This window comes from Caenibius tardaugens NBRC 16725 (assembly GCF_003860345.1).
In the GTDB taxonomy this organism is placed as follows: Bacteria; Pseudomonadota; Alphaproteobacteria; order Sphingomonadales; family Sphingomonadaceae; genus Caenibius; species Caenibius tardaugens.
This window is the reverse complement of sequence record NZ_CP034179.1, coordinates 1598614-1623916: the sequence shown is the minus strand read 5'-3', so window position 1 is coordinate 1623916 and position 25303 is coordinate 1598614. Positions and strand designations below refer to the sequence as shown.

General features: G+C 63.3%; 33 protein-coding genes, 1 pseudogene and 1 riboswitch. Of the genes and pseudogenes, 27 read left to right on the top strand and 7 right to left on the bottom strand.

The features are described from left to right. Positions 1-5: 5 nt before the first annotated feature. Entirely contained in the window at positions 6-1043 is a 1038-nt protein-coding gene (locus EGO55_RS07340; RefSeq protein WP_021691437.1) for a sterol desaturase family protein, read from the bottom strand. Between the two features lie 169 nt (positions 1044-1212). Then, a riboswitch (TPP riboswitch) is annotated at positions 1213-1341 on the top strand. Positions 1342-1399: 58 nt separating this feature from the next. On the opposite strand from EGO55_RS07340, the gene EGO55_RS07335 reads away from it, so the two are divergent. From EGO55_RS07335 to EGO55_RS07300, 8 genes and pseudogenes are all read left to right on the top strand, one after another. Beyond that, entirely contained in the window at positions 1400-1801 is a 402-nt protein-coding gene (locus tag EGO55_RS07335; protein WP_021691438.1) for a hypothetical protein, read from the top strand. A gap of 26 nt (positions 1802-1827) precedes the next feature. Continuing rightward, positions 1828-3702, top strand: coding sequence for a phosphomethylpyrimidine synthase ThiC (gene thiC / locus EGO55_RS07330; RefSeq protein WP_021691439.1), 1875 nt, complete (start codon positions 1828-1830; stop codon positions 3700-3702). A 10-nt stretch (positions 3703-3712) separates the two neighbouring features. Next, on the top strand, positions 3713-4000 hold the full coding sequence (locus tag EGO55_RS07325) for a hypothetical protein (RefSeq protein ID WP_021691440.1): 288 nt from the start codon (positions 3713-3715) through the stop codon (positions 3998-4000). Between the two features lie 17 nt (positions 4001-4017). Next, positions 4018-4278: a hypothetical protein gene (locus EGO55_RS07320; protein ID WP_021691441.1), complete on the top strand. Its 261-nt coding sequence runs from the start codon at positions 4018-4020 to the stop codon at positions 4276-4278. A gap of 76 nt (positions 4279-4354) precedes the next feature. Further along, positions 4355-4582, top strand: coding sequence for an AbrB/MazE/SpoVT family DNA-binding domain-containing protein (locus EGO55_RS07315; protein WP_021691442.1), 228 nt, complete (start codon positions 4355-4357; stop codon positions 4580-4582). A gap of 6 nt (positions 4583-4588) precedes the next feature. Further along, positions 4589-4980 (top strand): annotated as a pseudogene (locus tag EGO55_RS07310) (type II toxin-antitoxin system death-on-curing family toxin). Positions 4981-5006: 26 nt separating this feature from the next. Continuing rightward, on the top strand, positions 5007-5786 hold the full coding sequence (locus tag EGO55_RS07305) for a DUF72 domain-containing protein (protein WP_021691445.1): 780 nt from the start codon (positions 5007-5009) through the stop codon (positions 5784-5786). 92 nt (positions 5787-5878) lie between these two features. Continuing rightward, positions 5879-6295: a nuclear transport factor 2 family protein gene (locus tag EGO55_RS07300; protein WP_021691446.1), complete on the top strand. Its 417-nt coding sequence runs from the start codon at positions 5879-5881 to the stop codon at positions 6293-6295. A gap of 45 nt (positions 6296-6340) precedes the next feature. Here the strand turns inward: EGO55_RS07300 and EGO55_RS21375 are convergent, their stop codons facing one another. After that, positions 6341-6463 carry a hypothetical protein gene (locus EGO55_RS21375; RefSeq protein WP_268871153.1) on the bottom strand — a complete coding sequence of 41 codons (123 nt, stop codon included), beginning with the start codon at positions 6461-6463 and terminating at the stop codon, positions 6341-6343. Positions 6464-6692: 229 nt separating this feature from the next. Here EGO55_RS21375 and EGO55_RS07295 point away from each other — a divergent pair, with 229 nt between their 5' ends. The 11 genes from EGO55_RS07295 to EGO55_RS07245 all read left to right on the top strand — a co-directional run bounded on the left by EGO55_RS07295 (position 6693) and on the right by EGO55_RS07245 (position 14672). Continuing rightward, positions 6693-7145 (top strand): glycine zipper 2TM domain-containing protein, encoded by a 453-nt coding sequence (locus EGO55_RS07295; protein WP_021691448.1) that lies wholly within the window; start codon positions 6693-6695, stop codon positions 7143-7145. Between the two features lie 162 nt (positions 7146-7307). Continuing rightward, positions 7308-7883, top strand: a complete 576-nt coding sequence (locus EGO55_RS07290) for a 2'-5' RNA ligase family protein (protein WP_021691449.1) — start codon at positions 7308-7310, stop codon at positions 7881-7883. 26 nt (positions 7884-7909) lie between these two features. Beyond that, a complete protein-coding gene (locus EGO55_RS20735; protein ID WP_021691450.1) occupies positions 7910-8509 on the top strand; it encodes an Ivy family c-type lysozyme inhibitor in 600 nt (199 codons plus the stop codon). A gap of 57 nt (positions 8510-8566) precedes the next feature. Beyond that, complete coding sequence (locus EGO55_RS07280) at positions 8567-10114, top strand: hypothetical protein (RefSeq protein ID WP_021691451.1); 1548 nt, start codon at positions 8567-8569, stop codon at positions 10112-10114. A 50-nt stretch (positions 10115-10164) separates the two neighbouring features. Beyond that, positions 10165-10500, top strand: coding sequence for an antibiotic biosynthesis monooxygenase family protein (locus EGO55_RS07275; RefSeq protein ID WP_021691452.1), 336 nt, complete (start codon positions 10165-10167; stop codon positions 10498-10500). Positions 10501-10518: 18 nt separating this feature from the next. Further along, the gene (locus EGO55_RS07270) at positions 10519-11109 is read left to right on the top strand and encodes a YajG family lipoprotein (RefSeq protein WP_021691453.1); all 591 of its coding nucleotides are present in this window, start codon (positions 10519-10521) and stop codon (positions 11107-11109) included. A 140-nt stretch (positions 11110-11249) separates the two neighbouring features. After that, entirely contained in the window at positions 11250-12095 is an 846-nt protein-coding gene (locus EGO55_RS07265; protein WP_124916748.1) for a hypothetical protein, read from the top strand. Positions 12096-12209: 114 nt separating this feature from the next. Then, positions 12210-12638 (top strand): PaaI family thioesterase, encoded by a 429-nt coding sequence (locus EGO55_RS07260; protein ID WP_021691455.1) that lies wholly within the window; start codon positions 12210-12212, stop codon positions 12636-12638. Between the two features lie 148 nt (positions 12639-12786). Then, positions 12787-13194, top strand: coding sequence for a hypothetical protein (locus tag EGO55_RS07255; RefSeq protein WP_021691456.1), 408 nt, complete (start codon positions 12787-12789; stop codon positions 13192-13194). A 151-nt stretch (positions 13195-13345) separates the two neighbouring features. Continuing rightward, positions 13346-14068, top strand: a complete 723-nt coding sequence (locus tag EGO55_RS07250; RefSeq protein WP_040717146.1) for a hypothetical protein — start codon at positions 13346-13348, stop codon at positions 14066-14068. Positions 14069-14168: 100 nt separating this feature from the next. Then, the gene (locus EGO55_RS07245; RefSeq protein ID WP_021691458.1) at positions 14169-14672 is read left to right on the top strand and encodes a helix-turn-helix domain-containing protein; all 504 of its coding nucleotides are present in this window, start codon (positions 14169-14171) and stop codon (positions 14670-14672) included. Between the two features lie 68 nt (positions 14673-14740). Here EGO55_RS07245 and EGO55_RS07240 read toward each other — a convergent pair whose 3' ends face one another. Continuing rightward, positions 14741-15049: an alkylphosphonate utilization protein gene (locus EGO55_RS07240; RefSeq protein WP_021691459.1), complete on the bottom strand. Its 309-nt coding sequence runs from the start codon at positions 15047-15049 to the stop codon at positions 14741-14743. 163 nt (positions 15050-15212) lie between these two features. On the opposite strand from EGO55_RS07240, the gene EGO55_RS07235 reads away from it, so the two are divergent. The 7 genes from EGO55_RS07235 (at position 15213) to EGO55_RS07210 (ending at position 20262) form a co-directional block, all read left to right on the top strand. Further along, a complete protein-coding gene (locus EGO55_RS07235) occupies positions 15213-15689 on the top strand; it encodes a COG3650 family protein (protein ID WP_021691460.1) in 477 nt (158 codons plus the stop codon). A 49-nt stretch (positions 15690-15738) separates the two neighbouring features. Beyond that, a complete protein-coding gene (locus EGO55_RS07230) occupies positions 15739-16554 on the top strand; it encodes a DODA-type extradiol aromatic ring-opening family dioxygenase (RefSeq protein ID WP_021691461.1) in 816 nt (271 codons plus the stop codon). A gap of 43 nt (positions 16555-16597) precedes the next feature. Beyond that, complete coding sequence (locus EGO55_RS07225) at positions 16598-17164, top strand: hypothetical protein (RefSeq protein WP_052023781.1); 567 nt, start codon at positions 16598-16600, stop codon at positions 17162-17164. Positions 17165-17250: 86 nt separating this feature from the next. Next, positions 17251-17397 carry a hypothetical protein gene (locus EGO55_RS20540; protein ID WP_156915575.1) on the top strand — a complete coding sequence of 49 codons (147 nt, stop codon included), beginning with the start codon at positions 17251-17253 and terminating at the stop codon, positions 17395-17397. A gap of 87 nt (positions 17398-17484) precedes the next feature. Then, positions 17485-18183 (top strand): aquaporin Z, encoded by a 699-nt coding sequence (gene aqpZ, locus EGO55_RS07220; RefSeq protein WP_021691463.1) that lies wholly within the window; start codon positions 17485-17487, stop codon positions 18181-18183. 131 nt (positions 18184-18314) lie between these two features. Continuing rightward, positions 18315-18866, top strand: coding sequence for a YbhB/YbcL family Raf kinase inhibitor-like protein (locus EGO55_RS07215; RefSeq protein ID WP_021691464.1), 552 nt, complete (start codon positions 18315-18317; stop codon positions 18864-18866). A 127-nt stretch (positions 18867-18993) separates the two neighbouring features. After that, positions 18994-20262, top strand: a complete 1269-nt coding sequence (locus tag EGO55_RS07210; RefSeq protein WP_021691465.1) for a dipeptidase — start codon at positions 18994-18996, stop codon at positions 20260-20262. A 3-nt stretch (positions 20263-20265) separates the two neighbouring features. Here the strand turns inward: EGO55_RS07210 and EGO55_RS07205 are convergent, their stop codons facing one another. From EGO55_RS07205 to dapD, 3 genes are all read right to left on the bottom strand, one after another. Further along, entirely contained in the window at positions 20266-20712 is a 447-nt protein-coding gene (locus EGO55_RS07205; RefSeq protein ID WP_021691466.1) for a DUF1810 domain-containing protein, read from the bottom strand. 6 nt (positions 20713-20718) lie between these two features. Then, on the bottom strand, positions 20719-20874 hold the full coding sequence (locus tag EGO55_RS20655) for a hypothetical protein (protein WP_021691467.1): 156 nt from the start codon (positions 20872-20874) through the stop codon (positions 20719-20721). Between the two features lie 88 nt (positions 20875-20962). Continuing rightward, complete coding sequence (gene dapD / locus EGO55_RS07200; RefSeq protein ID WP_021691468.1) at positions 20963-21802, bottom strand: 2,3,4,5-tetrahydropyridine-2,6-dicarboxylate N-succinyltransferase; 840 nt, start codon at positions 21800-21802, stop codon at positions 20963-20965. 173 nt (positions 21803-21975) lie between these two features. Between dapD and EGO55_RS07195 the strand changes: the two genes are divergently transcribed. Then, on the top strand, positions 21976-24393 hold the full coding sequence (locus tag EGO55_RS07195; RefSeq protein WP_084620326.1) for a S8 family peptidase: 2418 nt from the start codon (positions 21976-21978) through the stop codon (positions 24391-24393). A 250-nt stretch (positions 24394-24643) separates the two neighbouring features. Here the strand turns inward: EGO55_RS07195 and gmk are convergent, their stop codons facing one another. After that, positions 24644-25279, bottom strand: a complete 636-nt coding sequence (gmk, locus tag EGO55_RS07190; RefSeq protein WP_040717149.1) for a guanylate kinase — start codon at positions 25277-25279, stop codon at positions 24644-24646. Positions 25280-25303: the final 24 nt, after the last annotated feature.

Genomic DNA, 25303 nt, shown 5'->3' with positions numbered 1-25303 from the left:
GTGCATCATGCCTGCCCGTCCGCCGGGGCAGGCGTTTCGGGCAGTGGGGGGTGCGTGGCTTGCGGCGCGGGCGCGCTTTCGCGGCGTTTGCGCAACACGCGCCAGGCATAGACAAACGGCTCGATCAGCGCGGCAGCCAGATGGGGGTGCGGCTGGACCGGCTCATCCCCGATGCCGAAGGTCAACTCCTCCCGCTCCCTCGGCTGGTAATGCGTGCCCAGCATCCAGTCCCAGATCGCCAGCACTTCCCCGAAATTGCGGTCGAAATGCCGTTCCGCCCGGCTGTGGTGAATCTGGTGCAGCGCCGGGCTGACGAAAATCTTGTCGAGCACCGGTCCCCACGACATCCAGATATGCGTGTGGCGCAGATTGGACGCCATAAAAGCGAACAGGGTGAAGCCATAATCGACCATGGTCAGCAGCGGCAGTTCGCTGGTGGCGCCGAAGGCGAACAGGATCAGCCCCTGCAGCGGCGCCACCGTGATGCAGTCGATCAGTACCCCCAGCACCGAATAGACCGGATGTTTGCGCAGCAATGTCAGCGGGTTCAGCTCTTCCGCCGAATGGTGGACGCGATGGAATGCCCAGAGCACCGGCACCTGATGCGACAGGCGGTGGGTCAGATAGGTGCCCAGATCGTAGGCCAGCACCAGCATCAGGGCCAGCAGGCCATAGGTGATCGGCCCGCCTGTGAACGGCGCGATCGATCCGGTTGTGGCGGCAAGGCCGCTGGCGATCATCTGCGCCACGGCGATGACCGACAGCACGCGTGCGAACCACACCATCGGCAGGAACAGGCGGTCGAACAGCATGATCTGCAGGTCCACCGCGCACGTCCGCGACCAGTAGACACGGCGCGGGAAGGCGTAGCGCAGATAGGCCCGGATGCTGAAACCCTCGCGCCCGAAATAGTGGCGAAACGCGAATGCGCCGATCACGAAACTGACAACGATTGCCAGCAGGCCATCGCGCGCCAGTGGGGACACGAAAGTGCCGCCAATCCGTTCGAGCAGCCATAGGGTACCTTCGGTCAACCCGGTCATTCGTGGCCTCCAGCGTCGGGGCGGCCCCATACAGCCAGACGCCGTGTGGCGCCAGCATAGTGTTCACCTGCCAGCGCAGTGCAAGGTTCTGGCGCCGGTCTCGCGCCCGGGCCGCTTCGCCCCCTTATTGCCATCCGCTCTTCACAGGGCGGGCAAGTCCATCTATCAAGGGTTTTCCCCGGGGAGCCGGCTGAACCCTCTGATTGAGGATTCGAGGCTGAGAGGTGGGCGTTGCGTCCCACGACCCGTTGAACCTGAACCCGTTAGCACGGGCGGAGGGAGGGTATTTGCAGGCTGGACAAATCATCCGGCATGGCCATCCTCCTTCCACCAATAACAACGGAGGAGGATGTGTAATGCCCGAAACGTTCGATCCGACGACATGGTCGGCCACATTGTTGGGTGTTTTCACGCTGTTCGCGGCCATCGGGGCATTGCGTAAGCCAGGTGTCTGGCAAAAGCTGGTAGATGAAATCGACAAGTCGCCCGCGCTGCAACTGATCGGCGGCGGGCTGGAAATGCTGGTGGGGGCGGCGCTCTACCTCACCAATCCGTGGATACCTTCCGACGTGCTGGCCTGTATTATCAAGGCCATTGGCGGGCTGATGATGCTCGAGGCGCTGGCGGTCACGGGCTTTTCCGACGTCTATTTCCCCTTCTGGCTGCGCAATCTCAGTTTCATGCACCGCGGCTGGGCCATGGCGACCTTTCTGATCGGCCTGGCACTCACCGTGGGTGGATTGATCCGTTTCTCCTGACCCACTGCTAGACGAAAGACCCCCCAATGGCCGATATCAACTCCCGCATCGAAATTGGCGTCACCACCGGAGCGATCCGGGGCAGCCGCAAGATCCATGTCCCCGCACCGGGCCATCCCGGCGTGCAGGTCGCGATGCGGGAAATATCGCTGGAAGCGTCGAGCGGGGAACCGCCGGTGCGGGTCTATGATACATCCGGTCCCTACACCGATCCGGCGGTGCAGATCGATATCGCGGCGGGCCTGCCCGCCTTGCGGCGCGACTGGATCATGGGCCGCGGCGATGTGGAGGAATACGACGCCCGCCACGTCAAGCCAGAGGATAACGGACAGTTGGGGCCGGATCGTTCAGGCGGCGTGCCCGCGTTCCCCAATGTGGTGAAGCGCCCGTTGCGGGCCAAGGCCGGAATGAATGTCAGCCAGATGCATTATGCCCGGCGCGGCATCATCACGCCCGAAATGGAATATGTCGCGATCCGCGAAAACCTCGGCCGGGAAATGATCCGCGATCATATCCGCGACGGGCAGGATTGGGGTGCGGCGATCCCCGATTATGTCACCCCCGAATTCGTGCGCGATGAAGTGGCGCGCGGCCGGGCGATCATTCCCAGCAATATCAACCACCCGGAAAGCGAACCGATGGCCATCGGCCGCAATTTCCTGGTCAAGATCAATGCCAATATCGGCAACAGCGCGGTGGCCAGCGATGTCGCCAGCGAAGTGGACAAGATGGTCTGGTCGATCCGCTGGGGCGCGGATACCGTGATGGACCTCAGCACTGGCCGCAACATCCACGACACGCGCGAATGGATCTTGCGCAACAGCCCGGTGCCGATCGGCACGGTGCCGATCTATCAGGCGCTGGAAAAGGTCGGCGGGATTGCCGAAGACCTGACCTGGGAGGTGTTCCGCGATACCCTGATCGAACAGGCCGAACAGGGCGTTGACTACTTCACCATCCATGCCGGGGTGCGCCTGCCCTATATCCCGCTGACCGCCAAGCGCGTGACCGGGATCGTTTCGCGCGGCGGGTCGATCATGGCCAAGTGGTGCCTGGCGCATCACCGGGAATCGTTCCTCTACGAACATTTCGATGACATCACCGAGATCATGAAGGCCTACGACATCGCCTATTCGCTGGGCGATGGCCTGCGCCCCGGATCGATCGCGGATGCCAACGATGAAGCGCAGTTCGCCGAACTCTACACGCTGGGCGAACTGACCAAGCGGGCATGGGAACAGGATGTTCAGGTCATGATCGAAGGCCCCGGCCACGTGCCGATGCACAAGATCAAGGAGAACATGGACAAGCAGCTTGAGGCCTGCGGCGAAGCCCCGTTCTACACCTTGGGGCCGCTCGTCACCGATATCGCACCGGGTTACGACCATATCACCAGCGGCATCGGCGCGGCGCAGATCGGCTGGTACGGCACGGCGATGCTTTGCTATGTCACGCCCAAGGAGCACCTTGGTCTGCCTGACCGTGATGACGTGAAAGTGGGCGTTGTCACCTACAAGCTGGCGGCGCACGCAGCCGATCTGGCCAAGGGGCACCCGGCGGCCAAAGTGCGCGATGATGCGCTGTCGCGCGCGCGGTTTGAATTCCGCTGGCGCGATCAGTTCAACCTCAGCCTCGATCCCGATACGGCGGAAAAGTACCACGACCAGACCCTGCCGGCCGAAGGGGCGAAATCGGCCCACTTCTGTTCGATGTGCGGGCCGAAGTTCTGCAGCATGAAAATCACACAGGAAGTGCGCGATTTCGCGCGGCTGCAGAACCAGCCGTCTGATGCCTTCGTCGCGGCGGACGAGGCAGAAAAGGGCATGGCCGAAATGAGCAAGGTCTACGATGAAACCGGCCGCGAACTCTACATGGGCGCGGGCGATCGCGAACACGATTGAGGTTTGCGCCATGTGTAATCCTGTCACCGCGTGGTTCCGGCTTGCCCATGACAGCTACTGGCTGTGGGCCGAAGCCTCGCTGGTGATCGGGATGCGCACGATGGACATCATGACGGGACGGGGCAGCACGCGCGAAAATGTGCGGATGGTAAGCGAAAAGGTGCAGGCGGGGGCTGAACTGGCCGCCCGTCTGGCCTCTGGCGGGGTGACCGCCAGCCCCACACGCAATGCGCAGATCGCGGTCAGCCATTACCGCAAACGCGTGACCGCCAATCGCAAACGCCTGTCGCGGCGCTGAGCCGGAAAACTTGCGCGATGAAGAAGAAGCGCCGTTATCTCACCGCCACGATGCCCGACGGCTATGTCAAAACCATCGGACCGACCACGGACACGTTCACGCACTATTGGCGGATCGTGGCCGAATTGGAAAACGGCAAGACCGAAGTGTTCTGGGGGCATACCCGTTCGCTTGCCGAAGCGCGGCGCAAACGCGCCCCTGCCGCAGAAGCCGCCCGCAGCCGGGGCTGGACCCACTTCACATTCGAGATCGCCGAACTCACCGAAACCCCGGCTTGAACGGGCCTGCCGTATAGCAGCCGCAAGCTGCATCGTGGCATGCGGTTGTGGATGGTCCCTTACGGCGTTCATCTGTATGAACATACCGCTCAAAATCACCAAAGTGGGGAACAGCGCCGGGGTGATCCTGCCCAAGGAACTGCTGGCGCATCTTGGTGCGCGCGTAGGGGAAACGCTGAGTGTGGTCGTCACTCCGCGTGGTATCGAATTGTCCGCTGCCGATCCGGATTTCGATGCGCAGATGGCCGCTGCGCGGGAGGTTATGACCCGGCGCAAGCGTGCGCTCCACGAACTGGCGAAGTAACATCACGTGACCGATCGGGTAGACTGGGTCTGGGTCAGGCTGGATGTCGCCCTCGCCATCCATGCCGAACAGATTGCCGAACATGGCGGTGGCGGCGATGCGATCCGCGATCGGGGCCTGTTTGAAAGCGCCATGGCGCGTCCGCAACAGCTCGCCCACTAGGGGAACCGGATGCTGCAGCGCTTGCGGCGGCCTATGCCTTTGGCCTTGCCCGGAACCACCCCTTTGTCGATGGCAACAAACGGATCGCTGCGGTGGTCAGCGAAACGTTTCTGGCTCTGAACGGTTATAGTTTGGCTGCGAGCGATGCCGAACTGGTCGTTGCCATTATGGCGCTGGCGCCCGGTGAACTGGGTGAACAAGACCTCGCCGCGTGGTTTCGCGACACGATGGGCTGACGCGGCAGACGAGGAGAGTGACTGTCATGGCAAAGGCTGCGGCAAACAGGGCAGGCGGCGCGCGCGTCCATGTCGGTATTGGCGGCTGGAGTTACGAGCCATGGCGCGGCCTGTTCTATCCCAAGGGCCTGCCGCAGGCGCGCGAACTGGCCCACGTGGGCGAACATCTGACCGCGACTGAGATCAACGCCACGTTCTATGGCCGGCAGAAGCCCGCCAGCTTCGCCAAATGGCGCGATGCGGTCCCCGATCATTTTGTCTTCGCGGTCAAGGGATCGCGGTATTGCACCGTCCGCAAGAACCTTGCCGAAGCGGGCGAGAGCGTGGCGAATTTCGTGGACCAAGGGATCGTCGAACTGGGTGACAAGCTGGGGCCGATCAACTGGCAACTGGCATCCACGAAAACGTTCGACGCAGACGAAATCGCCGCGTTCCTTGCTCTGCTGCCGGCCAGCCATGAAGGGCTGCCTTTGCGCCACGCCATCGAGGCGCGGCACGAAAGCTTCGGCGATCCGGCGTTCTTTGCTCTGTTGCGCAAGGCGGGTGTGGCGGTGATCCTTGCCGATTCCGAAAAATATCCGGCTTTTGATGAAGCGGCGGACAAGGCGCCCTTCGTCTATGCCCGCCTGCAGAATGCGCAGGCGGGGCTGGAACTGGGTTATCCCGCTGCGGAACTGGATCGCTGGGCCACACGCGCACGCGGCTGGGCACAGGCCGGGCGCGATACTTTCGTGTTCTTTATCAACGGGGCGAAGGAACGCGCACCCGCCGCCGCGCAGGCCCTGATCGCGTGGCTGGAAAAATAGCAGGTCCGCGCCAGCGACGCCCCCCTATCGACGTGTTTCCCATTGCCTCGCCGTGGCGGAACGGCGATGGCGCAGGGAGAAGGAGACTGTCGATGAGCCTGTCCGCAGGGGCCGAACTGGCCATTCGCACCGCCCGCGCGGCGTTCAACCGGGCGCTGGCCGAAGGCGATCTTGCGGGCGTTGGCGCGGTATTGGCTGACAAGGCGATGCTTGTGGCCGGGACGGACAGCGCGGTGCTGGCTGGTCGCAAGGCGCAACTGGCGGTGTGGAAGCGCGATTTCGCCAGCCCGGATCGCGTGGTCTACGAACGCATGCCCGCGCAGGTGATCGTGTCGCCCGTCGCCCCCATTGCCATGGAACACGGGCGCTGGCGGGGTGTTTCGCGCACGGCGGCAGCAGATTTTGCCGCAGGGTCCTATACCGCGAAATGGCGGTGTTTCGACGGTACCTGGCGGATTGAGGCGGAACTGTTCCTGACTGAGGAATGCGGCGGCATCTTCAGCGTCTGACCCAGCCTGTGCGCCCGATGCAGTTCTTGTGCCGCACCCCGCGCCTCATTCCAGCGCGATAATCAGCACGGCAAAACCGACCAGCATCAGGCAGCCCAGCAGAGCCATCGTCATCAGCGCCAATAGCGGCAGATAGGTCAGCGTGACCTCGTCGTATTTCTTGCCCAAGTCCCCCGACCCCTTTTCCCGGATTCTTATGGCGCGCACCGGGTCTTGTCAAAGCCGTTGACGATCGTCGATCCGGCGCAGCAGGCGCCGCGAAGCAGCCGGTTTCGCGCCTGTTGGGGGAAGCCGTTTGGCATGTCTGGCGTGCATGTACCCCCTGCCATGACTACGATCGGGAACGGAGCGCGGATCGGGCGGTTTTCTCTTCGGATGATCTGAAGGGAAGCTGATAATGAAAAAGCTCGTTCTTATCCCGCTGGCAGCCGCAACCATGGCATTGGGTGGCTGTGTGACCGATGGTTACGGCTATGGCAGCAATGACGATGGTTGGGGCTATTACGACAACGAGTATTACGGGCGTTACGGCAACTATGACTGGAACAGGCCCGATCCCAACGACGGACGTTATTATGCCGACCGCTACTACCGTCAGGACCGCCGCTATCGCGAACGGCGCCTGTCCAACGAAGATCGTGTCTATCGCGGGCGTGACGGGCGCTATTATTGCCGCCGTTCCGATGGATCGACTGGCCTGATCATTGGCGGGCTGGCCGGGGGCGTGCTGGGCAATATCATCGCGCCGGGTGATTCCAAGACGCTCGGCACCGTGATCGGGGCTGTTGGCGGTGCGGCCGTGGGCGCTGGTGTCAGCCGTGGCCAGCGCAACAACGTGCGTTGCCGTTGATGCACTGCCCGAACCGACTGCCTGAACCGACTGGCTGAACCAGCTGGCCGAGAGGGCCCGACACAACGGCCGCGGGGGAAGCGAACCCCTGCGGCGGTTGTTTGACAAATGTATGGGAAATTGAGAACGTATAGGGAACGAAAAGAGATTCGGATTCCGCTCATGCCCCACACCCTGTCCCGGCAAACCAAGCTCCATGTCATGATCAAGGTGCCGCCGATGCAGCGCGCGGACTGTGTGGCCTGCCGCGATGCCCATGGCGTCAGCCCGCATTTCGGGGCCAACCGTTATCACTGCACCATGTTGCCGCTGGGCCTTTGGGCGACATGGACGGACGAGCGTGTGGCCCATCTGATCGCGGCGCTGGGCCGTTTTGATGTTGAACCTTTCCGCATGGAATTCGACCAGATCGGCCCGGGGCAGGGCAATGGTGTAGCGTTGAAACCGCGTGCCGGGCTGCGCGGGGCGGGCGCATTTCACCGCGCCTTGTGCGATCATCTGCTGCGGGCCGGGGTGGTCTGGGAACAGCCTGACACGTACAAATTCAGGCTGCATATCCATCTCGCCTATCGCGGACCGCATCGGGGATGGGCGGGCACCACTGTGCCGATCGATCCGATCGGCTGGCTGGCGGACGAATTTCAGCTGGTCCATTCGATCGATGGGGAACAGCGGCATGAGGTGCTGGGACGCTGGCCTATGGTGCGGCGGCAGTATATTTTCCCCTTCGCGGCCTGACGGCTGATGGAAACAGGAGGTTGCACATGGGGCGAGGGATAGTGGGGTTGCAGTCGCTTTTGGCCGGTGTGGCGCTTGCACTGGGGGCTGTTGCCCTGACGGCCTGCGATGCGACCGGGGATAACGCGGCGATTTCGGGCAAGGATGCGGGGGCGCCCGGTGCCGCTGCGCCCGCCGCCCCGGCCCAGCCCGAGGCACCGGCTGCCTCTGCCCCCGGCGCTGCCCCGGCACCTGCTGCGGCAACTGGCCCTGCGCCTGCGGCAGGCGGCGGGCTGGCTGCCTATGTCGGGAAGTTTCCGTTCGACAAGATCGATGGCGTGACCTGGTCCGATCATCCCATGGTGAAAGCCGGTATCCGCAAGAGCGTGACCGATGCCGCCGCGCGTAATGCGGTGCTCGGCTGGGCCGGACCGACCGCCCCGATCGCCCTGATCGACGGCAAGGTTTCCGGCTGGGGCTGCGAACAGCACAATTGCGGCCCGCACCAGTGGCTGGTGATGGTCGATCCCGCGACCGGGGCCACGGACGTCTGCTATTTCAACGAAAGCACATCGGCTGATCATGCGCGCTGGTTCCTCGCCAGCGGCAAACAGGAAGACCGCAAGGGCGATTGCAATCCGGAGTAGCGTTATCCGCGTTCAGGCGATAGCTTCGAGAGCACGTTAACCTTGGGGGGAGGGGCCATGCGGTTTCTTGCGTTGTTGTGCGCGTTTCTGTGCCTGCCGGGTGTGGCGCAGGCCAAATGGATGGAAGCGTCGAGCGACCATTTCGTGGTCTATGCCGAGGCCAGCGAAGCCAGCGTCCGCAAATTCTCCGAACAGCTCGAAAGCTTCCATGCGGCGATGGTGTTCCTGACGGGGGCGAACACATTGGTGCCCAGCCCTTCGAACCGGGTCACGGTCTATGTCGTGGGCAGCGGGCGGCAGGTGCGGGCCCTGATGGAAGGGGACAATGCGCTGGTCGCCGGGTTTTACCGGCCTCGCGCGGGCGGATCGATCGCCGTGGTTTCGCGCATCACCCCGGGCGGCGAAAAGCTCGACTTTTCGATGATCGCATTGCTGCACGAATATGCGCACCATTTCATGATTGCGAGCAGCACGTTCCCGGTGCCGAGCTGGCTGACCGAAGGCAGCGCGGAATACTATTCCTCTGCATCGTTTGAACGCGATGGCCATATCAAGATCGGGATGCCCGCCTATCACCGCGCAGGGGAACTGAGCTACAGCCGGGATGTGACCGTGGAAGAACTGCTCGACCCGGCGGTGCGGCAGAAGAAACAGTCGGGCATGCACGATGCCTTCTACGGCAAGAGCTGGCTGTTTTATCACTATCTCCAGTCTGAACCCGGGCAGGGGGAAAAGCTGAAAACGTACTATGATCTTCTGGTCCGCGGGAAAAAGCCGCGCGAAGCCGGGCTGGAAGCCTTCGGCGATTTCAAGGTGCTGGAAAAGGAACTGGATCGCTATCTCGCCCGCAGCAGCATCATGACTCTCCGGCTTCCGCCCGATAAACTGAAAACCGGGCCGATCGCGGTCCGCGCGCTGGGCGAAGGCGAAGGGGAAGTCATGCCCTATGTCATCCGCTCGCGCGTGGGGGTGACGCCGGAAATGGCGGACAAGGTCGTCCCGCCGGTGCGGGAAATTGCCGCACGCTATCCTGCCGATGCCGCAGTGCAGACCGCACTGGCCGAAGCGGAATTCGATGCGGGCAACGATCAGGCCGCGATTGCCGCCGCCGATGCCGCGCTGGCAATCGATCCCAAACGGGTGAACGCCTATGTCCAGAAGGGCTATGCCCTGTTCCGCATGGCGGGCGACGGGGGCAAGGGCGTGACATTCCAGGATGCGCGCAAGCCGTTCATCGCGCTCAACAAGCTCGAAAACGATCATCCGCTGCCGCTCTACTACTATTATCGCGGGTTTGTGGAACAGGGCACGACACCCCCCGATGTCGCGATCCATGGGCTGGAACGCGCGGTGGAACTGGCCCCGTTTGACTACGGTCTGCGCATGACGCTCGCCATGCAGCAGATCGGGGCGGGCGACTGGGCGCGCGCGCGGGCCAATCTCGGTCCCATCGCCTACAATCCGCATGGGGGCGCTTATGCGGATCGGGTGCGCTCTGCGCTGGAACGGCTCGACACGCCGGGCTGGAACGGTTCGCGCGCGGAAATCATGGCGCTGATCGGCGGGGACGATGTGCCTGCGGAGGAAGCGCCCCCGCACCTTTGATCCGGCACCCCCTGCCGTTTCCCGCGTTGGTATGGGGAAAGGAGCAGGGCATGTTCGTGGCGGCTTACTGGTGGAGGGTGCATCCCGGCAAGGAGGCGCAGTTTCGTGCGGCGTGGTGCCGGGGAACCGAGCGGATCCGCGCAATATACGGCTCACTCGGTTCGCGCCTGCATTACGAGGCACTGGCAGATGGCGGCGGGCGTTTTATCGGTGTGGCCGAATGGCCCGATCGGCAGACATGGCAACGCGCCTTTGACGCGAAAATGGTCTACGACGATCCGGAAACGCGGGCTGCATTTGTCGATGCGGTGGCGGATACTGCGTTGGAACCGTTGCTTTTAATGGAGGTTACTGATGATTTGCTCGACCGGACCTGTGGGGGATAGCCGCATGTGGGGTGATGCATGAAGCGGCTGGTTCCCGTCGTTCTGGCGCCCCTGGCGCTGGCTGCCTGCCAGTCGGACACGCCGGTGCAATCCACCCCCGCGCCGTCGCCCCCAGCATCGCAGGGCAGCGTCCCTTCGGGCTATCCTCTGGCGCCGGAACTGACCCGGCTGGAATGGTCCAAGGCGGAAAACCGCAAAGATTGCGCGCCGATTGTCTTCACCAACAGCGGCGGGGCTGGGGTGAACGCACGCGCCGCCGAATATTCGGGGGGCTGGGCCGTGGCCTACGACCTGCCCGGCATGCGCAGCGCCTTTGGCGTGGCGGGCAGCGGGCTGCTCGATGGCGATGGTGACGATATGCGGGCCAAGGAACGCCAGTTGCGCGCGCAATGGCCGTATTTCCGCATGCTCTCCGATCTGCCGCAACCGTCTTTCGCGGGATATGGCGTGCAAGGGGCCAAGGCCTACCCCGCAGACAATCCCGGCGGAACGGGGCTGGATTCGCTCGCCTATGTCCAGATCAGCGGGCAGAAATGCCTCTACAACGTCTGGAGCAAGCTGGGCCGCGAACATCTCGAAACCCTGTTGGTATCGCTGCGGATGCTGTGATCGCACCGCGTCCGGCCATCGTGCCGCCCATGCCGGGTGGCGGGATGGCTGTGCGCGGAATAGTGCATGAAATTATTGCCTTTTTTACTTATCTCCGCCAGATCGTCGCAGACATAACCATTCGTCATGGGGGCCTTCACATGCGACTTTCCCGTCTTGTCCTGCCTTGCGCGATGTCCGCGCTGTTTTTCACCGCCGTTCAGGCGCAGGCGGCCGATTGCGCGGAAACGTTCGTGAAGAAGGGCAATATCATTGGCGGACTGCGCTTTATCGCGACAGTCAGCGTTCCCGATGCGAAGCCTGTCACCGCCCTGCAGCAGATGCGCGGTATCGCGGCGGCCAAGGGCTATGACATCATGGCCGACGAGGCGGAATACGGATCGCTGCTGATCGAACAGCCGATGACCGGTTCGGCCCGCGCTTTCCCGATCACGATCACCGCGACCGAAGCCGCAGGCGCCAGCACCGTGGTGATGGAAGCCAAATTGCGCGCCGGGCAATCGACCAAGGACACTGCGGCGCGCGATGAAATGTGCGCCATGCTGAACCAGATCAAGGGCGGCAAGGCCGGGCTCGCCGCCGCCAAATCGGGCGTGGGCGCGACCACCGTGGCTGCCGCGCCGGTGAAAATGAATTCGCTGTCGTTCTCGCAGCAGGTTTCGAAAGATACCGAACGCAACGCGGCGGGCGTGCTGACCCGTTACAAAGGCAAACAGTTCACGATCGACGGCATGGTCGATTACGTGACCAAGGACGGCAACGCCTTCCGTGTCGGCTACAAGATCCCCAATCCGTGGGAACAGGCGATCCGTCTGCCCAATCAGGCCCCGTTCAAGACCGATGTGGTGTGTTACATGGCCCCCGGCCAGGCGGGCTATTCGCTGCAGCTCAAGCCGAACAAGAGCATCAAGCTGACCGGCACGGTCGAGCATTTCGACGAATACAAGCACGTCATCTGGCTGAAAGACTGCCGCCCCGCGCAATAAGCGGCAGGGCGTGCGGCAGGACGGGTTCATCCCGTTTCTGCTTGCCTTGCCGGAGGAAACGCTCTTGAGCCACGCGACGGCGCAAGGGCCGGTATTGCATAAGGATTGCCGCCAATGCCCGATCGTACCGCAGAGCCACAGGGCGAATGGGCGGGGTGGTCGGTATCGCGGGGCGATCCCTTCAACGATCACGTCGGGCCGTTCCATTATCGCATCGATGATCAGGGCGCGATGGTCTGCGCCATGCGGGTGGAGGACAAGCATATCAACGGCGGCGGGGGGCTGCACGGCGGCCTGCTGGCGACGTTTGCGGATTTCTGCCTTTTCGCCTTTGCCGGGCTGACCGGGGATGCCGCGGCTGTCACGATCTCGCTGAACTGCGATTATGTGGGGGCGGTTGCCCCGGGCGAACGGATCGAAGGCCGGGGCGAAGTGACCCGGCAGACCGGTTCGATGATCTTCCTGCGCGGCACGATCACATCGCCGCGCGGGCCCGCAGTGGCCTTTTCCGGCATCCTCAAGAAGATCAGGCGCCCGGCATAGGGCCGAATTCCGGCCTTTCCTTTCGGCCGCTCCGCCCTGCCGGTTTCCTGACTCAAAAGTTCACAACGTGTTCAGTTGGCACGTGGTTAATTGTGCCCTTGCCCGAGGTGGTCTGCCATGCGGGCAAAGGCCATAAGGAGAATGGGCCATGTTCAAAAATCTTGGACGCCTGAGCCTTGCCGTCGTTCTGGCGGCCAGCACTTTTGCCGTGGCCACAACGGCAGAAGCACGTGGTTATCGTGATCGTGGCGACGATGCGGCTATCGCAATTGGCGCGGGTATTGTCGGTCTGGCCATCGGTGCGGCGATCGCTGACAACGATGGCGATCGTTATTACGACCGGCGTTATTATCGCGATTACCCCGATTATTACTATTACCAGGATCGCGGTTATTATCGCGGGTATCCCAACCGCTATTACAATGACCGGTATTATCGCAACGACCGCCGTCATTATCGCAATCACCGCAATTATCGCGGTTATGACTATCGCGATTATCGCGGTGAACGGCGCCATTACAAGAACTATAACGGCAATCGCCGCTGGCGGCGTTAATTCGTCGGCACAATTTCGGGGCGCCTGATTGCAGATCGGGCGCCCCGGTTTGTCTGTCCCGCACAGTATGGCTGATGCGGCTTCATAGTCGACATTGCCACCCTTGTCCGACTACAAGGCGCTCTGGTTCACCACTCCAGAGGAAGCCAATATGACATTGAAATTGCAACCTTCTCTTCTCTGCATCAGCGCCATCCTGACCTTGGGGCTGGCCGGTTGCGGAGGGAACGATACGGCTGCGGACGGCACGTCCGAAGCGGCCGCAGGCGCCACGCCGGCGACCTCGGCCGCCGCCACGCAGGGCGCAAGCACGCCGTCCGCCGCGCCCACATTGGCGCAAGGTCCGGATGTCTGCTTCCGGGCCATTGCCAAGCATCTCGGCGCCGATACCAAGGTTGCGGAAATCACCTCGTTCTTCAGCGCAGGCAGCAAGATCGACAGCAACGATTCCAAGCCCGAAGGCGAGATGACCACCTGTACGGTGGAATATCAGAACCCGGACGATCCGCGTAAGCTGCTCAGCACGCGGCTGGATATTGCCACTGGCACTTTTGCGCCGCCCAGCCCGGTCGAAATCACGGTTATGGGCAATGCCGCCGATTTCCGGCTGGAAGATCACCTGATTCCGCTTTCGCAGCTCAATCCCGCGGCGCTGACCGGGGTCATGGACGCGCAGAAGGCCGATCTGGGTGCGATTTACAGCAGCTATGCCTGGACCGGGGTGCGCCTGTCGTCGCCCGACAGCTTCAACAACAAGCATACGCTGCGGCTTGACCTGACCGGCCGTCTGGCGGCCAACGACATCAAGGAAAACGGGTATGCGTCGGTCACCACCGATGGCAAGACCATCACGACCAACCATCTGAAACCCTGATGCCTGTGGCACACTGCGGTCCGCAGATGGCCGCAGTGTGCATCACTGCATCGCTATGCCGCGCTTTCCTACAGGCGTGAAATCTGCCTTATGCTGCGCGATGACGCGCCAATCCCCGACCCGCTCCGCCAATCGCTCGGCCAACCGCTCCGGCACTGGCAAACCCGCCCGCTGGCCATCGTGGCGGCGGCTGCCGCAATTCGTGCCGGTGCCACTGCGCAGGCGGCGTGATGGATGGACGCCCGAACGGCAGGGCCGCTTTATCGGCTATCTCGCGGAAACCGGCTCGGTCTCGCAGGCTGCCGCGCGTGTCGGGTGTTCGCGTGAAACGCTGTACCGCTTGCGGCGCAGGCCGGGCGCGGAAAGTTTTGCCGCCGCATGGGATGCGGCGCTGGCCATCCGCAAGAACGGTATTAAAATACCGGCGCGGAAGGTCACACCCGATGAACTGCCGGTTCTGGCGTTTGACGGGGCGATCCGCGTGCGGATGTATCGCGGGCGGTTTGCCACGGTGAACCGCCAGCCCAGCAATACCGCGCTTTTGCGGTTGCTGTCACAGTATGGTCGGGCCTTGCGCGCCCATGATCGCGGGCACTGGCCATAGGGGCGGGGCCCCGTGTGGCTGGCGTGTGGCTGGCGCGTTTTGCGGGTGTTCTGTGTCAACCGCCGCGATCAGCGTTTGCGCACGAATTCGGCGCGCAGCACCAGCCCCTTGATGCCCGGATACTTGCAGTCGATTTCCTGGGGATCGCCGGTCAGACGGATCGATTTGATCAGGGTGCCCTGCTTCAGCGTCTGGCCCGCGCCCTTGACCTCGAGATCCTTGATCAGGGTCACCTGATCGCCATCCTGCAGGAGATTGCCCACTGCATCGCGCACTTCGATCGCGCCCGCTGCCGCCTGCTTGGCCGCCAGTTCCGAGGCTGGCATCCATTCGCCGGTTTCCTCGTCGAACACATAGTCTTCGTCAGTATCGGGCATGTCGCTGTCCCCTCGTCGCGCAATTCGGATGGTGTGGGCGCTATGTCAGGCCGACAGGTGGGGGGCAAGCGTCCTGTGCAGTGCGGTTGCGCGGTGTGCCTCACCCCGTCCCGTCCCGCAAAGCGGGCTTGCACCATGGTCGCCGGGGCGGCATCATGGCGCGATGACCCGTATCCTCGCACGTCTCGCTGCACCGCTCGCTCTGGGTGCTCTTACGCTTGCGCTCGCCGCCTGCCAGCAGAACGGACCGGGGCAGGCCAACGTTCCCGGCAGCGCGCAGGACGGCCAGCCTTATGACGGGATCAAGGCGGACGAAACCTTGCGTTTTACCGGGACGGAACCGTTCTGGGGCGGCGAAACCAAAGGCACGGTGCTGAAATATACCACGCCCGAAAACGCGGAAGGGGAAACGATCACTGTCGCCCGTTTCGCCGGGCGCAACGGGATCTCGCTCACCGGGACGCTGGAAGGCAAGGCCTTCGGCATGGCGGTGACACCGGGCGAATGCAGCGATGGCATGTCGGACCGGACTTATCCCTTCACGGTGACCTTGCGGATCGGGCCGCAGGGCGACGGCGAATTGCGCAGCGGCTGCGGGTGGACCGACAGCAAGCCCTTTACCGGCCCGGCCAACCCGTAAGCAGGCCCATGCGCGGCGGCCCCTGTTCGAAACGCCATGCCATACCCATATGGCAGACATGACCGACACGACCAGCCCCGCAACCCAGCCCAGCCTCTATATCCCGCACGGTGGCGGACCATGCTTTTTCATGCCCGATCCCACGGGCATGTGGCGCCAGATGGAAGCCTATCTGCAGTCGATCGCGGGTAGCCTGCCCGAACGGCCGCGCGCCATTCTGCTGGTGTCCGCGCACTGGGAAACCGAAGGATTCGCCTTTACCGGCGGCACCGCACCCGGGCTGATCTACGATTATTACGGGTTCCCCCCGCATACCTATGAACTGACTTATCCCGCGCCGGGTGCGCCGTGGCTGGCGGATGCGGCGGCGGCCCTGCTGAATGCGGCGGGCCTGCCTGCGCGGGTCGATGCCGATCACGGTTTCGACCACGGCATGTTCGTGCCGCTGAAAGTGGCGTTCCCCGATGCCGATATCCCGGTGGTGGAAATGTCGCTGGACGCCAGCCTCGATCCCGCGCTGCATCTGGCGGCGGGCCGGGCGCTGGCCCCGCTGCGCGATCAGGGCGTGCTGGTGATCGGGTCGGGGATGAGCTTTCACAATATGGCGGTGATGCGCAATCCGTCGCTGGCGGCCTATTCGGTCGATTTCGATCACTGGCTGGGCGATGCGGCACAGGCTCCGGCGGGTGACCGCGCCGCCCTGCTCACGCAATGGGAAGGCGCGCCCAACGCCCGGCACAGCCACCCGCGCGAGGAACACCTGCTGCCGCTGATGGTGGCGGCCGGTGCATCGGCGGCGGCGGGCACGGTGGACTATAATGAATCCATGATGGGCAGCGCGATTTCGGCCTATCGTTTCAACTGACCGGCACAAGCAGGGGGTAATGGTGGCAGGGGGGAATGGGGGGATGATCCGATACAGGCGTCTGGTGGCCCGGGCCGTTGCGCTGGCGCTGATCTGCGGTGCGCCGATGGCGGTGGCGCAGGCGCAGGAAACGGGCGCGACCACCGGGGATGGGCAACCGTTCGATCCCGATAATCTGCCCCCTGTCAGCTATCCGGCGCTTGCCGAAACGGCGGACACCATGTTCGATTTCATCCCCGAAGGCTGGGTGATGGAAAGCCATAAACAGGGCGATCTCAACAACGATGGCAAGGACGATTTCGCCGCGATCCTGCGGATGCGCGATCCGGCCAACATGGTATCCGACCCCTGGCTGGGCGAACCGTTGGACACCAATCCCCGTATCCTGCTGGTGGCCTTTCGCGAAGGGGAAGGGCTGTTTCGCCGGGTGGTTGCCAACCATGTACTGATCCCCCGCAGGGACAATCCGATGCAGGAAGATCCCTTGCGCGAAATCGCCATAAAGCGCGGCGTGCTCACGCTCACGCTGGAAAATTTCATGAATGCCGGGGCTGGGGGACGTGGAATGCGACCTATGCCTTTCGCTGGCAGGCGCCCCATTTCGTTCTGATTGGATACGATCGTCATTATCTCGCGCGGAACAGCGGCGAGAGCGAGGATATTTCGGTCAATTACCTGACGCACCGGCGCAAGACGGTGAAAGGCCGGATCGATGAAGCGGGCGAGGCTGTGAGCTGGCGTATGGAGCCGCGCCGCGCGCCGATCACGCTGGAGGGGATCGGCGATGCCATGCAATGGCATCCCGATTATCCTGATGGCTATCCCGACGGAAACGCACCATAATTCGACGTGATGAGAACCGTTCTAAATGATGTTTGTAGATTGTTAAAAATGCAGTAACTTTCTTCCTCTCATTGAGGAGTGGGGAAGATGGTTCGTAAGATTGCAGCAGAATTTTTCGGAACGTTCTGGCTTGTTTTCGGGGGATGCGGCTCTGCGGTACTGGCCGCGGCCTTTCCTGAACTGGGCATCGGCTTTGCGGGCGTGGCGCTGGCATTCGGCCTGACCGTCGTGACCATGGCCTATGCCGTCGGCGGCATTTCCGGCGGCCATTTCAACCCTGCGGTGTCGCTGGGGCTGGCTGTGGCTGGCCGGTTCGACTGGAAGGAACTGATCCCTTACTGGGTGGCGCAAGTGATTGGCGCGATTGTGGCCGGGGCGGTGCTCTATGCCATTGCTTCGGGCAAGGCGGGCTTCGCTGCGGGCGGGTTTGCCTCGAACGGGTTCGGCGAACTGTCGCCAGGCGGCTATTCGCTGCAATCGGCGCTGCTTATAGAAATCGTGCTGACAGCGGGCTTCCTGCTGGTGATCATCGGTTCGACGTCGCGCCTGGCCCCGGCCGGTTTTGCGCCGCTGGCCATCGGTCTGGCGCTGACGCTGATCCACCTGATCTCGATTCCGGTGACCAATACCTCGGTCAATCCGGCCCGTTCGACCGGCGTTGCCCTGTTTGCGGATACGGCGGCATTGGGGCAGCTCTGGTTGTTCTGGGTCGCGCCGCTGGTCGGTGCTGCGCTGGGCGCGCTGATCTGGCGCTTCCTGTTGGCCGGGCAGGATAGTGAAGGCTGATCCCTTCGCCTGCTTATCACCAAGTCTTGCAAGGGGGCGTCACCAAAACCGGTGGCGCCCCCTTGTCGTTTCGGCGAGGGCGCGCCTAAGGAGGCCTTCGCAGACGCATCCAGCCCGGAAAGGACCATGAATTGAGCGCAGGACATGCAAAACTGGCCGTTGCGCGGCTTGCCAGCCCCGAACTGTTCGGCAAGTCCGGCTTCGCGCTTCGTTCCGCCGCGTTCGAGGATGGGGAAGAACTCGACCCCAGTTTCACCGCGGACGAAGAAGATGCCGTTGCTCCGCCGCTCGAATGGACCGCACCGCCATCAGGGACGATGGAACTGGTGCTGGTGGTCGAAGATCCCGATGCCGCTGGCGCTGACCCGGCCTGCCACTGGCTGGTCTGGGGCCTCGCCCCGCAGAAGGGCCAGTTGCTGGAAGGCGAAGTCCCGCCGCGCGTGGGCAAGAACGCCCATCGCAACAGCGAATGGTTGCTGCCCGAACCGCCGCATGATGACGATGCCCATGCCTATGTCTTCCAGCTGTTCGCGGTGGACCTGCCTTTGACGCTGATGCCGGGCGCATCGCGTGATGAAGTGCTGGCGGCCATCGACGGGCACGTGGTCGGCGTCGCCATGCTGACCGCAACGTATGCGCGCGTCGATGAAGACGACGAAAACTGGGATGACGACGCGGATTGACCGGCTGCGGTGATCCGTCCCGCACGCCTGATTCCTCCCGCCTGGCTCTGCCCCTGCATTGGCGCTTGCCCCCATGGGCCTGCGCCGGTTAGCTCTGCCGGGTGACGGCGGAGACAAGGAGACGGGCATGCGTGGGACAGGTCGGCTGGTGGCAGGGTTCCTGTTCGGGGTTGCGCTGTTCGGCACGCCGATTGCCGCGCAAACCCCGGAACAGGTTGCCGCCGCCGCGCTGAAGGCGGCCCCCGTGTTCGACGGCCACAACGATGCGCCGATCCAGTTGCGCGGGCGTTACCGTAATATTCTCGACGGGTTCGATTTCGAGGACACCCATGCCACGGGTGCCGATGCGCCGCATGGCCGCGCGATGCACACCGATCTGGTGCGCCTGCGCAAGGGCCGCGTCGGTGCGCAGTTCTGGTCGGTCTTCGTCAGTGCCGATCTGTCCGAACCGCAAGCGGTGCAGGCGACACTCGAACAGATCGATGTGACCAAGCGCCTGATCGCCCGGTATCCGCGCGATCTGCGTCTGGCGCTGACCGCGCAGGATGTCGAACAGGCCATGGCGAAGGGCCAGATTGCCTCGCTGATGGGCATGGAAGGTGGCCATTCGATCGGATCGAGCCTTGCGGTGCTGCGCCAGATGCAGGCGCTGGGCGTGCGGTATCTGACACTGACCCATGCCAAAAACACGCCCTGGGCGGATAGCGCGACCGACACGCCCGCGCATGGCGGGTTGACCGATTTCGGCCGCGACGTGGTGCGCGAAATGAACCGGCTGGGCATGCTGGTCGATCTGGCCCATGTCAGCGAGCCGACCATGCTCGATGCGCTGGACGTTGCGCAAGCGCCGGTGATTTTCAGCCATTCGGGTGCGCGGGCGGTGACTGATCACGTCCGCAACGTGCCCGACAGCGTTCTTGCTCGGCTGCCTGCCAATGGCGGGATCGTGATGGCCGTGGCGCTGCCCGCCTATATCAGCGAAGCGGCGCGTAGCTGGCAAGCCGACCGTAAGGGCGAACAGGCGCGGCTGGAAACCCTGTGGCCGGGGCAAGCGGATGCGGTGGCGGCGGGGCTGGCTTCATGGGATCAGGCCCACCCCGAACCGCAGGTCACGATTGGCCAGCTGGCCGATCATATCGACCATATCCGCAAGATCGCGGGGATCGATCATATCGGGCTGGGCGGCGATTACGATGGCATGCCGCACGGCCCGGCGGGGATGGACGATGTCGCGGGCTATCCCGCGCTGTTCGTGGAACTGGCCCGGCGGGGTTATGCGCAAGCCGATCTGGAAAAGATCGCCAGCCGCAATATCTTGCGCGTCATGCGTGCGGCCGAACGTTATGCGGCAGCCCACAGAGGCGATCCACCGATCGAAACGCCCGTTCCGGACTGACGCTCAACCGGCGGCGAGCACGGCCAGCGTTTGCCGGTCCCGTTCGCCACGAGCAAGTTTATCGAGAGCTTCTGTGAACTGTGGGCCGCCGCCTACGGCTTCGAACAGGGTCATCGCGCTGCGGAATTTCCGCGCATCGATGGCGCCAAACAGCGTTTCGAGATCGCGCTTTCCCGCCCATTGCAGGACTGCGGCGGTGCAGGCCAGAAGCCGTGCACCCAGCACGGAGTCCGCCAGATAGGCGCGCGCCTCGACACTATCGCGCAGGGCGTAGAACCGGGATGTCGCGCTGCTGCCCAGACCAGCGATTTGCGGGAAGATGAACCACATCCAGTGGCTCTGTTTCCGACCCGAGCGCAGTTCCTCCAGCGCCCTATGCCAGATCATGCCGCGTTCCTGTGCGGCGAGGAAACGGGCGAGACCCGGCCAATCCGGATGATCGCCCGGCATCGAACGTTACCCGACGCTCATCGCCCCGGTAATCCATGTCATCGACAGCAGCGCGATTGCCAGAATCAGGCTGATCCCGAGAACCCATCGAACAATATGCGGCGTCGACCCGCCACGCACCTCGTCCGTGGTGACATGGACTTCATCGCCTTGGCGTTCCATGTGCACTCTCCATTGTTGCGGAGGGTGGGTGACACCCCCCCAACAACAACGGTTTCCCGCGCCAGATGTTCCGCGCGGGGAAAGGCGGTCAGTCGCGCAGCAGTTCGTTGATCCCGGTCTTCGAACGGGTCTGGGCGTCCACGGTTTTTACGATCACCGCGCAGTAGAGCGAGGGGCCGGGGGTGCCATCGGGCAGGGGCTTGCCCGGCAGCGAACCGGGGACAACCACGGCATAAGGCGGAACCTTGCCGATGTGGACTTCGCCGGTGGCACGATCGACGATCTTGGTCGATGCGCCGAGGAACACGCCCATGGAAAGAACCGCGCCTTCACCCACGATCACGCCTTCGGCCACTTCCGAACGGGCACCGATAAATGCGCCGTCTTCGATGATCACCGGGCCGGCCTGCAGCGGTTCGAGCACGCCGCCGATACCGGCGCCGCCCGAAATGTGCACGTTCTTGCCGATCTGCGCGCAACTGCCGACAGTGGCCCAGGTATCGACCATGGTGCCTTCACCGACATAGGCGCCGATGTTGACGAAGCTCGGCATCAGCACAACGCCCTTGGCGATATGGCTGCCGCGGCGGGCGACGGCGCCCGGAACCACGCGGAAGCCTGCATCGCGGAACTGGTCATCGCCCCAGGTGTCGAATTTGCTGGGCACCTTGTCGAACGCGGGGGCGCCGCCCGAACCGTTTTCGATCACGATATTGTCGTTAAGGCGGAACGAGAGCAGCACGGCCTTCTTGAGCCACTGGTTGACGGTCCACCCGCCCTGGCCGTCGGGTTCGGCCACGCGCGCGGCACCGCTTTCCAGCAGGGCAAGCGCGGCGTCCACATCCTTGCGCACATCCGCGCTGGCGGGGGTGACGGTATCGCGCGCCTCCCAGGCGGCTTCAATGGCGGCGGCGAGTTGGGCGGACATGCGGGCTTCTCCTACGCGGATCATCTAATGGGGCAGGCGCCTAACCGCTTGCAGCGAACGGGGCAAGAGGGGGCGGGGGTGGTGAAAAGCGGCGGATGAGTATTTCTTCGTATTAAGGTTTGCTTTATTCGCCTGTGGGAACAACGCAAATTGCGATGCAGGGGGTTAAGGTAATGCGGGCGACGGGCAATATTCGGAAGAAAGTGCTGCATGGGGCAGCCTTGTCTGCGATGATTCTTCTGGCCGCCTGCGGCGGTGGTGGCGGTGGCGGCGTTTCGAGCACGCCTACGCCTACGCCTACGCCTACGCCTACGCCTACGCCTACGCCTACGCCTACGCCTACGCCTACGCCTACGCCTACGCCCACGCCCACGCCCACGCCTACGCCGACCCCAACGCCTACGCCCACGCCCACACCCACGGGAACGCCGCCGCCGCCGGTGGCTGTGCCGACGGCGTTCGACACCACTGAGTTTCAGGCGAGCACTAGTGCGAAGTTCCACAATGCGGTCGCCGCCTGGTCCGATCCGACCGACCCGGCCACCGGCAGCGGCGTTGCGATCGCCATCATCGACGATGGGATCGACACCAATAACGCCGAATTCACCGGCCGGATTTCCAATCTTTCAAAAGATTTTGCTGGCCATGCCGACTTTGCATCGCAAGGCGGTACGCACGGCACGCGTATTGCGCTGGTCGCCGCCGCCGCCCGCAATGATGTGGGCACGATGGGCATCGCCTATGACGCCACCATCATGGCTCTGCGCGTCGATCGGGGCACCACCTGCAGCAGCCGATGCCGTTATGACACCGCTGCGATTGTCCAGGCGATCTCCTATGCCGCCGATAATGGGGCAAGGGTGATCAACCTGTCGATGAGCGGGAGTTCCGCCAGTGCCGAAGTAACGGCCGCAATTACCGCCGCAACCGCTGATGGCGTCGTCGTTGTCGTTTCCGCAGGTAACGACGGTTTGGCCAATCCCTCCGGTTTCGCCCGCGATCTGCTCGTGGCGGGTGGCGGCAATGTTATCGTTGTCGGCTCGGTCGATGCCAATGGCAACATTTCCACCTGGAGCAACCGGGCCGGTTCGACCAAAGCCTCCTATCTTGCCGCCCTCGGCCAGGACGTCCCGGTTACGGCGCTGAGTGGCAGCGGCATTGCAACTTACAGCGGAACAAGCTTTTCCGCCCCGCAAGTCAGCGGCGCGGTGGCGCTGCTGGCGCAGGCCTTCCCCGCGCTGAGCGGTGCCCAAATCGTCGAAATCCTGCTGGACACCGCGCATGATGCCGGGGCTGTCGGGACCGATGCGGTTTACGGCAGGGGTATCCTCGATATCGCTGCGGCGATGAACCCTGTTGGCCCGACATCGTTTGCGGGCACGGATAACTCGGTGATCCTCGGCAATACGATTGGCGCCGGGTCCGAAGCGATGGGCGATGCGTTGACGGGCGCGTCGCTGGGTACGGTCGTACTCGACAAGTATAATCGCGCCTATGGCTTTGACATGGGCCACAACCTGCGCAGTGCGTCAATCGTGCCCAAGCTGCGCAATGCGCTGGCGAGCGAACAGCGCGTTCTGGCGGGGGCAAGCGACAAGGCGACATTTGCCTTCACGGTCGATGCCACCAATTCGGGCAATATCCAGATATGGCCCGATGCCATGCGCCTGACACAGGAAGATGCGGAAAAAGCCCGCGTTCTGGCGGCGCGTGTCGCCTTGCGGCTTTCGCCCAATACACAGGTGGGCTTTGGTTTTTCCGATACCGCCAATGGGCTGGTCGCGCAGTTGCAGGGCGCCGATCGCCCGGCGTTCTTCGTGGCGCAGGACGCGGCTTCGGAAGAAGGGTTCATGGCGGATGACCGGGTTTCGCTGGCGCTGCGTCGGCAAATCGGCGGGTGGGGGCTGACGGCCGGTGCCGAAAGCGCACGGGTTGTTTCGGGCGCGCCGCTGCGGTTCGATACCGCCTTGCGCGACAGCCGCTCACGCGACGGCATGACCCGTTTCGGCATCGCGCTCGATCGCGACTGGGGCCCGGTCGACATGGCGTTCGGGCTGAGCTGGATGAACGAGAACCGCACCGTTCTGGGCGCGCGCTTCAACGATGCCTTTGGCGGCAAGGGGGCGGACAGCGTGGTCCTCGATGGTCGGCTGGGCTGGGATTTCGCCCCATCATGGCGATTTGGGGCGGCTTGGCGCGAAGGCTGGACCATGGCCCGTTCTGCCGGGTTGATCGCGGACGGATCGCAATTGCGCAGCCGGGCATGGTCGTTCGATGTCAGCAAGCGGCAGGTGTTCGGCCAATCGGACAGCATTGCCCTGCGTATCGCGCAGCCGCTGCGGGTCGAATCCGGCAGACTGCGGCTCGATTTGCCGGTCGCCTATGATTATGCCACCGGCACGACGACATTCGGTACCCGTTCGCTGAACCTCGCCCCCGATGGGCGCGAGGTGATGGGCGAACTGGCGTGGAACGGGCGTCTGTTCAGTGGATTTGCCACGGCCAGCGTGTTCTATCGTCGGGACCCGGGGCATTACGCCCAGGTGCCCGATGACAAGGGCATTGCCCTGCGCTGGAGCAAGGGCTTCTGAGATTACGGATGGGGTTGCGCGGGGACAGATACGCCTGTCCCCGCCAATCCTGAGCTTGCGCGTTGGATCGAGAGGCGCGTGAGCGCGGCCTAGTGTGGTGGATTTGAAATTCGCATCATTAATCGGCTAGGTACGGCGCGAATTTCAAATCCATAAACCACACTAGAATCCATAAATTCTAGTGACCCTTATGAATCTGAAGTTCGCTCAGCGCCTGCCTCACAATGCTGCGAACTGCAGATTCGGGTCACTAGCGCATCAGTTCGCGGACGAAATCCACCAGCCCGGTTTGCCGGCGGCGGCGCAGCCGTTCCGCGTGCAGGATCGTGCGCACTTTGGCGAAACAGGCATCGATATCGTCATTGATGACGACATAGTCATAGCCGTCCCAATGGCTGATTTCCGATTGCGCACGGGCCATGCGCCCGGCGATCACTTCGGCACTGTCGGTTCCGCGCGATGACAGGCGGTGCGCCAGTTCGGCAATGCTGGGCGGCAGCAGGAAGACGCGTACCACATCCGGCCCGGCGCGCTGGTGCAACTGCTGGGTGCCCTGCCAGTCGATATCGAACAGGTAATCCTTGCCATTGCGCAGCCCGGCGTCGATTTCCGCCCTGGGCGTGCCATAGCAATTGCCGAACACTTCCGCCCATTCGAGAAAGGCATCTTCCGCTACCATCCGGTCAAATTCCGGGCGGCGGGCGAACAGGTAATCGGTGCCATCCACCTCGCCCGGGCGCATTGGCCGGGTGGTCACCGAAACCGACATATGGAGGTTCTCTTCCGCGGCGAGCAGCATGCGCGATATGGTCGTCTTTCCGGCCCCGGATGGCGAGGAAAGGACAAACATCAAGCCGCGGCGGTTGAGATCATCTTGATTGGCCATGCCCGCAATTGGCGCGCCCGGGCG